Source organism: Brevibacillus sp. AG (assembly GCF_028369215.1).
GTDB lineage: Bacteria > Bacillota > Bacilli > Brevibacillales > Brevibacillaceae > Brevibacillus > Brevibacillus porteri.
The window spans coordinates 79,840-94,172 of sequence record NZ_JAQMYO010000007.1 but is presented as its reverse complement, the minus strand read 5'-3'; the positions used below and the strand labels follow the sequence as shown (position 1 = coordinate 94,172).

At 42.3% G+C, this 14,333-nt stretch carries 11 protein-coding genes and 1 pseudogene; 8 read left to right on the top strand and 4 right to left on the bottom strand.

The window, feature by feature from the left end; all coding sequences use genetic code 11:
* Positions 1-307: 307 nt before the first annotated feature.
* Positions 308-1,159 (top strand): alpha/beta fold hydrolase, encoded by an 852-nt coding sequence (locus tag POF51_RS19200; RefSeq protein ID WP_271755918.1) that lies wholly within the window; start codon positions 308-310, stop codon positions 1,157-1,159.
* A 76-nt stretch (positions 1,160-1,235) separates the two neighbouring features.
* Positions 1,236-1,439, top strand: a pseudogene (locus POF51_RS19195) (DUF6262 family protein); the annotation flags it as partial.
* Positions 1,440-1,632: 193 nt separating this feature from the next.
* Here POF51_RS19195 and POF51_RS19190 read toward each other — a convergent pair.
* Entirely contained in the window at positions 1,633-2,178 is a 546-nt protein-coding gene (locus tag POF51_RS19190) for a helix-turn-helix domain-containing protein (RefSeq protein WP_069845879.1), read from the bottom strand.
* Between the two features lie 209 nt (positions 2,179-2,387).
* Here POF51_RS19190 and POF51_RS19185 point away from each other — a divergent pair, with 209 nt between their 5' ends.
* Complete coding sequence (locus POF51_RS19185; RefSeq protein ID WP_271755917.1) at positions 2,388-4,325, top strand: serine hydrolase domain-containing protein; 1,938 nt, start codon at positions 2,388-2,390, stop codon at positions 4,323-4,325.
* Between the two features lie 488 nt (positions 4,326-4,813).
* On the opposite strand, the gene POF51_RS19180 is transcribed toward POF51_RS19185, so the two are convergent.
* Positions 4,814-5,866, bottom strand: a complete 1,053-nt coding sequence (locus POF51_RS19180) for a 2,3-butanediol dehydrogenase (protein WP_007723812.1) — start codon at positions 5,864-5,866, stop codon at positions 4,814-4,816.
* 336 nt (positions 5,867-6,202) lie between these two features.
* On the opposite strand from POF51_RS19180, the gene POF51_RS19175 reads away from it, so the two are divergent.
* Complete coding sequence (locus POF51_RS19175) at positions 6,203-7,234, top strand: LacI family DNA-binding transcriptional regulator (protein WP_069845875.1); 1,032 nt, start codon at positions 6,203-6,205, stop codon at positions 7,232-7,234.
* 74 nt (positions 7,235-7,308) lie between these two features.
* Here POF51_RS19175 and POF51_RS19170 read toward each other — a convergent pair whose 3' ends face one another.
* The gene (locus tag POF51_RS19170; RefSeq protein ID WP_271755916.1) at positions 7,309-8,046 is read right to left on the bottom strand and encodes a cyclase family protein; all 738 of its coding nucleotides are present in this window, start codon (positions 8,044-8,046) and stop codon (positions 7,309-7,311) included.
* A 218-nt stretch (positions 8,047-8,264) separates the two neighbouring features.
* Here POF51_RS19170 and POF51_RS19165 point away from each other — a divergent pair, with 218 nt between their 5' ends.
* The 3 genes from POF51_RS19165 to POF51_RS19155 all read left to right on the top strand — a co-directional run bounded on the left by POF51_RS19165 (position 8,265) and on the right by POF51_RS19155 (position 10,831).
* The gene (locus tag POF51_RS19165; protein ID WP_069845871.1) at positions 8,265-8,672 is read left to right on the top strand and encodes a VOC family protein; all 408 of its coding nucleotides are present in this window, start codon (positions 8,265-8,267) and stop codon (positions 8,670-8,672) included.
* A gap of 254 nt (positions 8,673-8,926) precedes the next feature.
* Positions 8,927-9,586, top strand: coding sequence for a type A chloramphenicol O-acetyltransferase (gene catA, locus POF51_RS19160; RefSeq protein WP_069845869.1), 660 nt, complete (start codon positions 8,927-8,929; stop codon positions 9,584-9,586).
* A gap of 81 nt (positions 9,587-9,667) precedes the next feature.
* A complete protein-coding gene (locus POF51_RS19155) occupies positions 9,668-10,831 on the top strand; it encodes a PstS family phosphate ABC transporter substrate-binding protein (RefSeq protein ID WP_069845867.1) in 1,164 nt (387 codons plus the stop codon).
* Positions 10,832-11,041: 210 nt separating this feature from the next.
* Here POF51_RS19155 and POF51_RS19150 read toward each other — a convergent pair whose 3' ends face one another.
* Positions 11,042-12,034, bottom strand: a complete 993-nt coding sequence (locus tag POF51_RS19150; RefSeq protein ID WP_069845865.1) for a GNAT family N-acetyltransferase — start codon at positions 12,032-12,034, stop codon at positions 11,042-11,044.
* Between the two features lie 378 nt (positions 12,035-12,412).
* On the opposite strand from POF51_RS19150, the gene htpG reads away from it, so the two are divergent.
* Entirely contained in the window at positions 12,413-14,293 is a 1,881-nt protein-coding gene (gene htpG, locus POF51_RS19145; RefSeq protein ID WP_069845863.1) for a molecular chaperone HtpG, read from the top strand.
* Positions 14,294-14,333: the final 40 nt, after the last annotated feature.

Here is a 14,333-nt window from a genome sequence, read left to right as displayed (position 1 = left end):
GATACTTTATTCGCACAACACAATCAATGAAATAGCGTGAAAAGGCTATGTTGTGTGCATACGAATCGAAAAATGGATTGCCGCTACGGTAACCCAATTGAATCATGGGCAAATGGAGTGAGGAAGGCAAGCGTGATGACCGCCTCTATTTGCATGATCTGCGAAGAGAATGGAACCGATCTTTGTAAAATCAGATTTTGGTATCTGATTTTATGGTTTTCGTTTCTTCTTCCTTTTTCGATGACGTAAGCACAGGCAGTCTAGCCTGTGTTTTTTTATTTCCATTCGTTGAGGAGGAAAACATACAATGGCAGAACAGATTTTAAAAGTGAACGGTGTAGAAATATGTGCGGAAAGCTTTGGGAAGCCCACAGATCCGGCGATTTTGCTGATTATGGGAGCCCAGATGTCCATGCTTTGGTGGGAGGAAGAATTTTGTCAGCGAATAGCCGAGGCTGGACGCTTTGTTATTCGTTTTGATAATCGGGATGTCGGACGCTCCACGACCTACGAGGTTGGGCAACCAGGCTATACATTTGAAGATATGGCGGATGACGCTGTTCACGTCCTAGATGCATTTGGTGTACAGCAGGCGCACATCGTTGGTATGTCCATGGGCGGAATGTTGACGCAAATCATTGCATTGCGACATCCCGAAAGAGTTCGCACGATCATCTTGCATGCAACGTCGAATTTTGCCCCTGACCTACCACCAATCGATGAGAAGCTGATGGAGTTTTTCAGCAATATGGGTGAGATCAATTGGGAGGATGAACACGAGGTTTTAGCAGCTGCAGTGGCGAGTTCGAAAGTTTTGATCGGTTCCAAGCATCCTTTTGACGAGGCGCGCGTTCGTGAATTGGCCCAAATCGATATCGCCAGAAGCAACCATTATGCGAGTAAGAACAACCACGCCTTTGTGACGGCCAGTGAACCGTACCTGTTGCGGACAGCTGAAATCGCTGTGCCAGCTCTCGTGATTCACGGTACAGAAGACTTACTCATCCCTTTCGCGCATGCCTTACATCTTGCGAACAACATTCCGGGAGCAGTCTTGCTCACGTTGGAAGGGACAGGGCATGAGCTTCCACGTGGGGATTGGGATATCGTCATCGAAGCCATTTTGAAGCATACGAGCGGAAGACGGGTACGATTATAAATATCAGCTCGATTGCGGGCAAGAAAACATTCGCGAGATCGCGCTGGCTCCAACCAGACAGCAAGGTGGAGTACCAGAAATACGAGAACGAATTGAATCGTTACGAGAGCAGCAAGCCCAAGTTTCAACTCCAAAGCAGATAAAACGTGAGATGGATGAGAATAATAAAGATGCAATTATAGTATCTTTAAAACGTAAAATTAAGAAATTGGATGAAGAAAATAAAGAACTACGTGAGCAGTTAAAATTTGCTTATGCAGAGGTTTATAAAAAAATCTAAGGGAACATCGTTCCCTCCTTATTCAGCTAAAGGGCCATTTAATTGAATAACACTTTAATGAAAATTGGATATTTATGTTAGATTTTAGAAGAGATTGTGAAGTTTTGTACTTAAAGTAACGGGGCAGGTTAGCTGAAGAAGAACGTAGAATACTAAGGTGCAATGCTAGATGCTTAAGAGGCATTATTGTCTCTTAAGCATCTGGAATAATTGTAATAGCAACTGTTCGAACTGGAGTATCTTCTGCATTATTTTCACTTGTATTATGGTAGTACTTAATAATTAATTCGTTTAATTCATTTTGGAATTGCTTGAATTTTTCATCATCTAACGTTAACGCGGCTAAAGAAAAAGTAGCACTATCCTCTGAATTGTTTTGCTCTTCTAATTTTTTAAGATAACTTTGATATTGATACAAAAGAGATAATTGGTAGTAAGTAACATAATCAAGTTTCTGCTGTTGCGATGCTTTTTTCCATTCCTCCGCATCGATTCTAGCCTCATCTTCTTTTAAAGCATAATATTTTTCAGAAACTGATTTCACTTTTTTTTCTTTAATAACGTGAATAATTCCAGAATCCATCATAATTTGTAACTGTCTATATAGAGTTGCTTGAGGTACATCTTTAATGATTTTGACCATTTCTAAAGGTGTTAATCCATTTTCTTTATTTCTCATTAATGATTGGCAAATTTTCATTCTAACGGGATGCATTAAAACATCAACTTTATTGACCATAATATCCCCTCTTATTCATCCGATTTTTCATTCCTATTATAAATAATGAGAATAATTATTGCAATCATTCAACTCTTACTTTATCATTATCGATAACGATAATAAAGTTTGGTTATGCAGAGTTAAATGCTCTTAAAGATATTGATTTTATAGCTTTTCTCTAAGGGCGTTAATCTAAGACTAATACTTTTATGAGAGGGGATACGAAAATGATAAAAAGAATAGGATTGATATTAACAGTTAGTATTATTATGTTTTTGACTGTTTTTGGACTAAGTACAAAACTTAGTTTTGCAGCGGAATTAAAGAAAATTAACGGGGAAACACCTTCGGGTATTCCATTGAATGAGATGGAAGAAAAGATAGATCAATATGTATCGAAGTATTTAGACAAAACAACACCAGGGGCTGCAATTGCAGTTGTGAAAGATGGTCAAATTATTCTCTCAAAAGGCTATGGATATGCGGATGTTGAAAAGCAAATTTCAGTTGATCCATCAAAGACAGTTTTTGAATGGGGATCCATAAGTAAATTATTCACTTGGACATCTGCAATGCAATTAGTTGAACAAGGTAAACTTGATTTAGATGAGGATATTAAAACATATCTACCTTCTGACTTTGCAAAAAAACTTAATTTCCAACAAACTGTTACAATGAGAGATCTTATGAATCATGCTGCTGGATTTGGAGACTACGCCTTTAATACAATTGCTTTTTCAAAGGATGGATTATTCCCTCTTGAAGAAGCATTACTACTTGATAAATCTAAACAGTATTATAAAGTGGGAACAGCTAGTTCGTATAGTAACTATGGAGCATCTCTTGCTGGTTATGTAGTGGAATGTATAAGTAAACAGCCATTTCATGATTATGAACGGGAACATTTATTTAATGTACTTGAGATGAATAATACAACGGGAAATACAACATTTGATGATAATAAAAAACTTTTAGAAACAAAAGCAAAGGGATATTTACCAAATCCAGAAGGAGGTTTCATACTTGGTAATTGGTCATATGTTTCTCATTATCCAGCAGGTTCTATAAACGGTACGGTAGAAGATTTGGCAAAATATGCAATTGCAATAACTCCAGAAAAAGGTCAAAAGTCACCACTATTTGATAATTCAGACACATTAGAAACTATGTTTTCACCAAGTTACAGTTTAGATGGAGAAATGGTTGGAACGGCACATGGTTTTTTTGAATATGTGGGAGAATACCGTACTATTGGTCATGGAGGTAATACTGCAACATTTTCAAGTCAATTTGCGATAGTACCTGAAGAAAGATTTGGAATTGTAATCCTTACAAATGCAAGTGCTGAAATGGACATTCTATTTGGAGTACAAGAATTGTTAATTGGTAAAAAGCATACAGAGAGTAAAGTTCCTTATCTAAAACTACCTTCTTCAAATGAAGTAGATGGAAAATATGTTCCATTTCAACGGCAAGAGGGGAATTTTTTAGAATTTGCAAATTATCAAAATTTATATACTGTTAGTGCAACGAACAAAAATGAAATCACAATGAGTTTAGGGCAATATAAAGGTACTTATGTACAGACGAAACCATATTATTATGAACTTGTTAAAGAAAATTTCCCTGTTTTTAGAAATGCGTATCCCATTTTACAATTCAAAATGGAAGAAGGCAAAGTGAAACAGATAATTGTAGGACATGGTATGGATTTATCTGAACTACCACCTGATAGAACAATCCCAGTTTTAATTGCTAGTGTTTTAGTATTATTAAGTACAACTCTGTATTTCTTAATTGCACCAATGATTTTATTCATTCTTAAATTTAAAAATAGAAAGAAACAATTAGAATTAGAAGATAAAAGAATTAATTTCTACTATTCAATGTTAATATTATGTGGTACAATAACTGTTTTAAACAATCTAATATGTATTACTAGAATTATGATGAATAAATTCCGTACCTTTGCGGAGGTCAAACCTCATCTTTTACTGAATTATCCTTTACTCGTATGTACAGTTATTGCAGCCTTCTTCTCTATCAAATATATGAGAAAAATAGTAAGTTCTAAAAAACGTAAAGTATTTTATTTTCTTACAATTACTTTGTTAACTTTATTATTTGCATTATTAATAGGATGGAATTTCTTTATTGTTGTATAAATAATTAGCTAACTATGATTGTCAGTGTTGTTGAACAATTTTATATGGAAAATCATGATAGAGAAGAATGGTAGAACCCACAAATTGGTGAAGTAAATCAAATATTACAGTTCCGAGATTTTCATTAAAAAAGTTAACAGTACTTTATATAATTATCTTGTTCAGCTAACGGGGGCATTAGTTCAATAACGATCTTCAACAATCGGGCGCGCGTTTGTTTAACAACAAGTAAAAGGATGTCACATATTATACATGACTAATATGTAACATCCTTTATTTTTTATCACTTTATATAATTTAGGTCTTGATAACGTACGAAATCCGCGTTTTGTTGGTGGTACCCCAAGGTTAAAAATCGAAGAGGGTAACGAGAAAAAACGGAGTGGAAAACAGGAAGTAACCCTGCTTTCTCTCCGTTTTTTTGTAGCGGAATGGCGTATTTCCTTCTGTGGAAGGAAACAGCACAATATTTATGGAATCGTTTTCGCTTATGCTCTCGGGCTAACGAGAATTTTCACCTGGTTTTTCTCTTTTAGCAGTGCTTCAAAGCCATGCTCCACGATGTCGTCGAGCTTGATGCGCTGGGTGACCAGCTTGTCTGCCGGGAAGAAGCCCTTTTCCATCAGGCTGATGACAGCAGGGAAAACGTCGCGGTAGCCGATGATGCCTGTCATGTTGCGCTCTTTCATGACGATGTGGTTCGGTTTGATTGACGCTTCTCTTTCGAAGATGCTGACGATCATGATTTGTCCAGCGATTTTGGTAGATTCGATGGCTTGCGTGAGGACAGGAGGCACGCCTGTGACTTCAAAGGCGATATCTGCGCCGCCATTTGTTCGGTTGTGAATTTCCTGAACTACGTCGTATTCTTTTGGATCGATGACAATAGCTCCCAGCTCAGCTGCTTTGTTTTTACGTTCGGGGGACAGCTCCACTGCATAAATCTCAGCCGCACCTGCTGCTTTCAGTGCTTCGATGACAAGCAAGCCGATAGGACCGGCACCGAATACGACAGCTTTGTCGCCAGCTTTCAACTGACTTGAACGGACAGCGTAAAGGGCTACGGCAGATGGCTCCACAAGAGCGCCTTGCTCATAAGAGAGACTGTCTGGGATTTTGTGGACCATGTGCTCATCGCAAGCCACGTATTCCGAGAAGCCACCGCCACCGCCGGCCAGACCGAGGAAGCCCATTTTTTCACAAAGATTGTATTTGCCTTGTCTGCACGCAGCGCATGTTCCGCATGCGAAAACCGGTTCGACAACGACGCGATCACCAACCTTGATGGTGTTCACGCCTTCCCCGATTTCCACGACTTGACCGGAAAATTCATGCCCCATTACAATAGGAGCTTTTTCGCCTGTAAGCGGATGTTCAGCTCCCTGTGGGATGAAGATAGGGCCAGCAACGTATTCATGCAAGTCGCTTCCGCAAATACCGCACCACTCGACTCTGATTTTTACTTTACCTTTGGACGCAATCGGTTCCGAAATGGTTTCCAAACGGAGGTCTTTCAAACCGTGCCAACGTAACGCTTTCATATCTGCCATCTCCTCGTTTGATTTGGATTCTATATGAAATTCAGCGAGTAAAATAGGAAACGTTTCCGAAAAATAATATGTCATAAGTTTGGCATCTTGTCAATTTGATTTTCTAGGCAAGAGTTGTGGGTGGTGTGCAATCGGTTGAGGGAAGGATGCTGATTCTAGCAAAGTTGAGAAGATGTAACGTGTTGTGCAACAGGTGCGTTGTTGCCTGCCATGTTTTGCTCACGCCTCGTTACCATTGGTTTTGTGTATGCTATAATAGTGGTAGGAAAACACATTTTAGCTCGGAAACATAGAAAACGATTCCGATATGGAAAGGAAAGCAAGGCGTTGGATACAAAAAATAAAGTGACAATAGAAGACGTAGCGAAGAAGGCGGGCGTAGGAATCGCAACGGTATCGAGGGCCATCAATGACAGTGGGGGGATCAGTCCGAAGACGAAAGCGTTGATTTTGCAGGTGATCGACGAGCTGGGGTTTATTCCGAACACTTCTGCGCAAAGTCTTAAGGTGCGCCAAACCTATCAAATCGCACTGGCTGTCCCTGACATTCGCAATGCGATCATTCCAGATATCGCTTGGTCGGTCGAGCAAGCGGCCAAGCAGCATGGCTACCGCGTCGTACAAATAAATACTGCAGGAAATGCCCGAATGGAGCTCGAGACTGTGCGTGAGGTCAAAAAGCTGCATGTAGACGGGTTGATTATCATGCCGCTCGCCTATCCAAAGACGTTGGTCCAGATGATTAACAAAGCGAGTGTTCCGGTTTCGATTATTAACTATGGGAAAAAGCTCGAAGACAATGTGAAAGCAGATGTGGTCAGCATGGCCCGTCAAGAAGGTCGACTCGTCATGGAGCATCTGATCAAAATTGGCCGTACGCGAATCGCTTACGCAGGTGCGCCAAAGGACAAGATCGAGGAGCGGTATTTTGCCTATGAGGCGTCGCTACAGCACGTCGATCCTTCGCTGGTGTATTTTGGTGAAGACTTCTCGTTTGAGACGGGCCTTCGTGCTGCTGATTACTTTTATAGCCTGAAAAACATGCCAGACGCTATCTATGCGGTCAATGACATGGTGGCAATCGGGATCGTGAATCGGTTCAAGGAGCTTGGAGTCCGCGTGCCAGAAGATGTCGCGATCGTGGGAATTGACAACAATGTGTGGACGACGATTACGACTCCGCAGATCAGTTCTGTTTCGATCATGGGAGAAGAGGTGGCACGACTGGCGACTGAGCTTTTGCTGAAACGGATTCGAGAGCAGGGGGCAGGAGCGTACGAACGCGTACAGTTCGAGCCGCGACTGATTGTGAGGGAGTCCAGTGTGGCGGTTATCCGCAAATCCTCGTTGGATACGTAGGGCATTTTCAGAGGAAAAGCCGAGTGAAAGACAGGCGATCGGTGATGATACCTGGCGTTTCCTCGGCTTTCGATTTAAGGCAAAATCGCAAACGAACGAACAGGAAACCCTGAGGCTTTTTCAGGCTTCGGTGTAATATTTACAATAACAGCACCTTTGGCCGGGAGCTTATCGAGATTTTTGAGTAGCTCTACTTGATAGGTGTCTTGATCGAGCACGAAATACTCACCCAAAAGCGCTCCGTTTTTTCGGTAATCGATAGTCGCATCTGTATCGAAGGTTTCGTGACCGACTGCTTTGATTTGTCTTTCCTCGAACAAAAATTTCAAAGCCTCCAATGACCAGCCAGGAGCGTGATTGTTGCCATCTGCATCCTTGTTGTTGAAGGCTTCCACATCTGGCCAGCGCTTGCTCCAATCTGTACGCAAGGCGACGAAGGAACCGCTCTCGATTTGACCATGCTCGGATTCAAAATGCAAAATGTCTTCCACGGAAAGTGAATAGTCGTTGTTGGCTTCGGCTTCTTTTGATTTGTCGATGACGACAAGTGGCAATACGAGTTCCTTCAGTTCGATCTCGTCCAGATAACGCTTGTTGCGCACAAAGTGAATCGGTGCATCCAAGTGCGTACCGTACTGTCCAGGAAATGAGAAGCGCTGAGCAAAGAAGCCGTCGTCATGGGTGAACAGCGTTTGGAATTCGGCGGCGTCAAAGGCGTGGAAGTGCGGAGATTCCGGACCGAATGTGTGCGTGAGATCCACCCATTCTTTTTGTTTTAACAGGGTAATTGCTTGAATCAGCTCGTTTGCCATGTGCCCACCTCGTTTTTTATTTTTTGAATTTTCGCACTTGTACAACCAAGTTTATCCAATACTTTATCGGTTCTAATTCCGAGTGTCAATATCGGATAATACAAATGAACGGTTTGACTAAAAATAGCAATCGGGAAGAAGTCTTCGAGCATGATTCTGCTATTCTTAAAGGAGAATAACAAGTATCCTCCAACTAAAAACACGAAGGAGAAATTCCCATGACAAAAGAGCTTTGGATCAATTTGCCTGTCAAGGATCTCGAAAAGTCCAAATCGTTTTTTGCCGCACTCGGATTCTCTTTTCATCCTCGCCATGAGAACAGCAGAGATGTAGCAGGCTTGGTCATCGGCGAAAAAAATATGCTGATTATGCTGTTCCCTGAGGTTACTTTCCAATCATTTACGCAAAATGAGCTGGCAGATACGAATCGCGGCACGGAAGTGTTGTTTTCGATCGATGCCGAGAGCAGAGAAGAAGTGGATAAATTGGTGGGCCAAGTGGTAGAGGCTGGGGGCACTGTTTTCAGTAAGCCGCGGGAGCATGGTCCGGGAATGTATGGGGCAGGCTTCGCTGATTTGGATGGTCATCGGTGGAATGTGCTGTATATGGATATGAGCAAAATGTAGATGGAGTAAGGATGAAGTGGCTAAAAAGGAGCCTTCCAAATGGGAGGCTCCTCTTTCAAAATGAGGGGCTATTTACTCGTGTCACCTTTTCTTCTCACTATTTCTGCTTAAACATTTCAGCTATACACAGGCTGATGTCAGAAAGAGATGCAAATGGTATGCTGGAGGGGTGAAGAAGGGGATGGTGTTATGAAAAGGACACGCAGAATCACCTCCTAAAATCATCATGTTTTCGATTTTAGGAGGGATATCCAATGAAATTTCAGCGAATTGATCTAGATAATTGGAGCAGAAAGCCTTATTTCGAGCATTATCTGAACCGAGTGAATTGCACCTTCAGTATGACTGCCAATATTGATATAACGGAGTTGCTCCCCGCTCTACGGCAAAAGGGGATGAAGCTGTACCCGGCTTTTCTGTATATGGTGACGAATGTTGTCAATGTGCATCGTGAATTTCGGACTTCCTTTCATACCGACGGCGACTTGGGCTATTGGGAGAGCATGATACCCAGCTATACTTTTTTTCACCAGGACGATCAAACTTTTTCTACGATGTGGACGGAATTCGCTGACGAGTTCCCTGTGTTTTATCGAAATTACGTAGCGGATATGAAACAGTACGGGGACAACAAAGGTCTTGTAGCGAAAGAATTGGAACCGCCTTATACTTTCCCTGTCTCGTGTATTCCCTGGGTTAGCTTCAGTGGGTTTAATCTGAATATTTCGGGAGATGGGCGATATTTGCTGCCAATCATTACAAGTGGAAAGTATTTCGAACAAGAAGGCAAAACGTTATTGCCTGTTTCTTTGCAAGTCCATCATGCGGTTTGTGATGGATATCACGCCAGCCTGTTCATCAATGATTTGCAAAAGTGGGCGACAAATTACAAGGAATGGTTAGGTGTCGAGTGAATTGGCTAGTTTGGTATGCTTCTCCTTCCTAATCTCTTCCAATCATTTATAATAACGGTAGGAGAATTGGGAGGAGAAGGAATGAACAAAGAATTGGTAGGGAAAATCTTTGGATGCATCGTTTTGGGTGCGATCATCACTGTGATTGGAGTCGTGGCGGTGGTGATGATTGCCCTGAACGCACAGGGAAGAGTTTATTCCCTTCTCGTGGCTGTCACGACGGTCGTTTTTATCATCTACATCATCGGACAAATGTTCGCCCCGCAAAAGAGTCGGCTATGGAACCGAGCCCTCTTTGTCTATTTTCTCTTTTGTACGCTGCCGGTTGCAGGATATGAGATCAGTAGCTATTACCATAACAGCATTCCTGTGGTCAGTGAGGCAGAGGTCGATCTGGAACAGTATAAACCGTTTGGTGCAGATTCCAAGGTCAATAAACTTGATCAACCTGCGACACTGTCGTTACAGTCTGATTTGCCCAAAATAGATGGGGCGACGGCTTTGTATCCTCTCTATGCCTCCTTTGTGCAGGCTGTTTATCCCGACAAGACATACGACCTCTACGACAGCGAAGTCATGGTAAGTAAGACGCCAAAAGCGTACGAAAACTTACTGGATGGCAAGGTCGATGTCATCTTTGTAGCAGGTCCTTCTGAGGAGCAGCTCCTAGCAGCAAAAGAAAAAGGAGTAGAGCTTAAGCTGACACCAATCGGTAGGGAAGCCTTTGTCTTCTTCGTCCATACAGAGAATCCTGTTCAAGGACTCACTACCCAGCAAATTCAGGACATCTATGTGGGAGACATCAGTTCTTGGGATGAAGTCGGGGGCGGCTATGAGCGCATTCGCGCCTTTCAGCGTCCAGAAAATAGCGGGAGTCAGACGATGCTGCAGAAGATCATGGGGGATAAAGAGCTCATGACCGCGCCACAAGAAGACGTGGTAACAGGAATGGGTGGAATCATCGAGCAAACAGCCAACTATAAAAATTACTCGAATGCCATCGGTTACTCGTTCTTGTTTTATGCCACTGAAATGGTGCGAAACGGAAACATTCGTCTACTCGCAATTGATGGGGTTGCGCCTAATAAGGAAACGATAAAAAACAGAGCGTATCCGTTTGCGGCCGAGTTTTACGCAGTGACAGCTGGGACGGACAATCCGAATGCAGAGAAACTGATCGAATGGATTTTGTCTCCACAGGGACAAGAATTAGTAGAAAAAACGGGCTATATTCCGGTGAAATAATAAGCAGCATATAAAGGAGACCCTTGGGCAATTGACCCGAGGGTTTCTTCTTCGTTCTCTCTTTGTCTCGATCTGGGGATCGTGAGATGGTTCATTATCACTTCACTCCGTACCGATCAGCTTAGAAGGAAATTTGAAAAAATTAGATGGATTCGTGAAACGATTATTTGAATACCGTATTTCAAAATAGGAGAGGACGGGAATTTGAAATTACTCTATCACCGAAGTTATTCTGCTATCAATAAGGCGAGAAACTCTGTAAGAAACAGGAAGGAAGCCTTGACGGGGCCAATAACGTGAAGATTGTAAATTCGTTTCTCTCCAATCTGTCATGCAGTAGACATATCCTTTTTTCTTCGCATGGGCAAGTCCATGTAGTGTAAGTGCATAATTGATACCTTGTCCGCGATATTGATCTAGAGTACCAGCAACTCCTAATTCAACACAACGATCCGGTACATTCAAATTTACATCACTTTTATCTAAGGGGAAATATCCTTGGAAAGAAACAATTTTTCCATCTTTTAAGGCGATCCAGAAATCGACATCATGATCATCAAGGAGACCTGCATAGCCTTTACGTAATTCCTGAGGGTCATCACGTAAAGAATAACCAAAAACGGGTGCCTTATTTTGATGAGTTCTAATAATATTTGCAATATCCTCTACCAAACTACGGTCTTCTGGGGATGCCAAGCGAATTTCAACCTCTGGAATGCTCAAGGGAAGGGGAGATTCCCGATCAAGTAATGAGAGTAATGCATGTGTTTGTTCAAAGCCAAATCCTAAACGGAACCAAGAATGAAGTAATTCCGGTTGACTGGCAGGAATTAGTGCAAAATGACTGAAATATCCCTCATCTACCCATTGTTGAGAAGCCTCTGAATAAAGATCTCTATATAATTCAACGGAGGTATTGCGAGAAATTGCATGCCCCTCCAAATTCATCCAGACATGTCGATCTCGAAGAGGGTTTTCAATCTTTTGTCCAATTAGGTATCCGATTAATTTACCATCTTCAATTGCTGCGACTCCGCTACTGTTTGGTTTTGACCATATCGTTTTAACAGCAGTCGTTGCATAATTTTCATCTTCACATTCAATTGGTAGTACCGAAAGGATTTCTCGATCTAGTTTATGACGTTTGGACAATAGTTGCCCAGCCTCTGAGATTAACTCATCAGTAAATGGTATGAAATACATGGAATGGACACCTCTGTTTTTTATCATCATAAAGCTGCTCTTCATCTATTGCAATTCGTTTCCTTAATCCAACTGGTCAAGCGTACCTCTAACCCTCAATTTGAGTGAAACCAAGACTATTACCATGCTGCTTTTTACTAATATGTCCCGACCATTTTACCAAGTTGACTAGATGAAATTCCATTTTGTTAAAGTTGGATTACTTCCTGGATAGGCGCAGTCTTTCGAAAACCGTCACGCTGGCGGTTTTTCTTTCTAGCTGGTTCATATTGACAGAAAAATCTAAGACTGTTATAAAAATAGTGAATAGCACTCGCGAGATGAGAGTGCTAACATTGAAAAAGGAATATATAAGAAGTCCGGAAGGGTGGGTATTTCATGGAAAAAAAGCAGTTTCAAGCAGAATCTACACGTCTGTTGGAAATGATGATCCATTCTATTTACACACAAAAGGAAATCTTTTTGCGCGAGTTGATCTCCAATTCGAGTGACGCGATTGACAAAATTTACTACAAATCGCTCGTCGATGATCAATTGGTGTTCGATAAAGAGAACTATTACATCAAAGTAGCGGTTAACAAAGACACGAGAACGCTGACCCTGACAGATACAGGGATCGGGATGACGCAGGATGAGCTGGAAAACAATCTGGGTGTCATTGCGAAGAGTGGTTCGTTGGCGTTCAAAAAAGAAAACGACGCGAAAGATGGCTACAACATCATCGGTCAATTCGGCGTAGGTTTCTACTCGGCTTTCATGGTTGCCGACAAGGTTACGGTCATCAGTAAAGCACTGGGCAGCGACACGGGGTACAAATGGGAGTCCAGTGGTGCGGATGGCTACACGATCGAGCCTTATCACAAAGATTCCGTCGGGACCGAGATCATTCTCGAAATCAAGGAGAATACAGAAGAAGAGAATTACGACGACTTCTTGGAAGAGTACCGTTTACAAGCGATTATCAAAAAGTACTCTGACTTCATTCGTTACCCGATCAAAATGGACGTTACGCAGCATAAGCCAAAAGAGGGCAGCGAAAACGAGTACGAACAAGTGACGGAAGAACAAATCGTGAACAGCATGGTTCCGATTTGGCGAAAAAATAAAAGCGAGCTGACGACTGAGGATTACGAGCAGTTTTATGCGAGCAAGCATTACGGCTTCGACAAGCCGCTCAAGCACATCCACATCAGTGCAGATGGAGCCGTTGTTTATCAGGCGATTTTGTACATCCCGGAGAGCATGCCATTTGATTACTACTCGAAGGAGTATGAAAAAGGTCTGGAGCTGTATGCGAACGGCGTACTGATCATGAACAAATGTGCGGACCTGCTACCAGACTACTTCAGCTTTGTCAAAGGGATGGTTGACTCCGAGAGCCTGTCGCTCAACATTTCTCGTGAGATGCTGCAACATGACCGTCAATTGAAGCTGATTGCGAAAAACATCACGAGCAAAATCAAAAGCCAGCTGCAAAGCTTGCTGAAAACAGAGCGGGAAAAATACGAGCTGTTCTACAATTCGTTTGGCAGACAGTTAAAATACGGCATGTACAGCGATTACGGAGCACATAAAGAAACTTTGCAAGACCTGTTGATGTTCTACTCTTCCAAAGAGAAAAAGCTGGTGACGCTAGAAGAGTACGTAGAGAGAATGCCAGAAGATCAAAAGTACATCTACTACGCATCTGGCGAGTCGATCGAGCGAATCGAAAAGCTGCCGCAAACAGAGCTCGTATCCGAGAAAGGTTACGAAATCCTGTACTTCACAGATGACGTCGATGAGTTCGCGATCAAAATGATGATGAACTACAAGGAAAAGGAATTCAAATCCGTATCGAGCGGGGATCTGGGAATCGAGCCGGGCGAAGAGGAAAAAGCAGCTGAAGCCGAAAACGAGAACAACAAAGAGCTGTTCGACTATATGGCATCGCTGCTCGAAGGAAAAGTCAAAGCGGTGAAAGCTTCCAAACGCTTGAAGTCACACCCTGTCTGCCTGTCGACTGAGGGTGAAGTGACGATCGAAATGGAAAAAATCTTGAATGCGATGCCGAACAATTCGAATGTGAAGGCAGACAAGGTACTGGAGATCAATGTGAACCATGCGGTGTTCCAGTCGTTGAAGGGTGCATTTGACACAGACAAGGAAAAGGTTAATCTGTATACGGCTCTCCTGTACAATCAGGCTCTCTTGATCGAAGGCTTGCCGATTCAAGACCCGGTAGAGTTTACGAACGACATTTGCAAAGTCATGGTGTAATTCAAAAAAAGAGGATGCGGCTTACGCATCCTCTTTTTTT